The sequence below is a fragment of the Lactobacillus fornicalis genome (assembly GCF_055362665.1).
Window position 1 is genome coordinate 1 of sequence record NZ_JBLTIM010000083.1, and the last position, 650, is coordinate 650.

1 protein-coding gene is annotated in these 650 nt (G+C 27.7%); it reads right to left on the bottom strand.

What is annotated here, in order from left to right; genetic code table 11:
• Positions 1–168: 168 nt before the first annotated feature.
• A partial coding sequence (locus ACNDLV_RS08265) for a YfhO family protein (RefSeq protein WP_498883119.1) occupies positions 169–650 on the bottom strand: 482 nt, incomplete at its 5' end.

Genomic DNA, 650 nt, shown 5'->3' on the forward strand with positions numbered 1-650 from the left:
AAAGTAATGAAAATATACTAGTCCATTCTAACATGGAAAAGCTAGTTTTTATAAGGAGTATATTGTATGTAAAAAGGGGAAAGCTTTGAATGTAATAAAAATATTTTTGCAAAATAAAAAAGCTGATATATCAACGTTTTGTAAAAAACGAAGAATATCAGCTTTTAACTATTTGCCTTTTTTTATTCTATGATTTTTATATTTAAAATGATGAATTTCAGCTCCAAATAGAACGATACCAATTATTGATATTATTGTTCCTAATTTTAAGCCAGGCATTGTATGTTTAAAAATGATTTTATAATTGCCAGCAGGTAATTTTAGAGAAATGAAACGATTTAGTGCTTTAGTGATTTTTACAGGTTTTCCGTTTGCTGTTGCTTGCCAACCACTAGTATATGGAAATGTAGTTATTAAAGCTTGGCCTCGTTTCAAGTGGATGTGACCACTTATATAGTTCCCTTTCCAAGTTGTTAATGACATCGCACGAGATTTAACAAGCTTGATAGTTTTATTTAAATTGTTTTGGTTTAGTAAATATAATTTAGGATCTATAATAATTTTATTTTTTATATTTTTACGAAGATAGATTTTTAGGACTACTTTCCCATTTTTAGGAATATGAACACCTATTGGTTGCAAGTTAACAG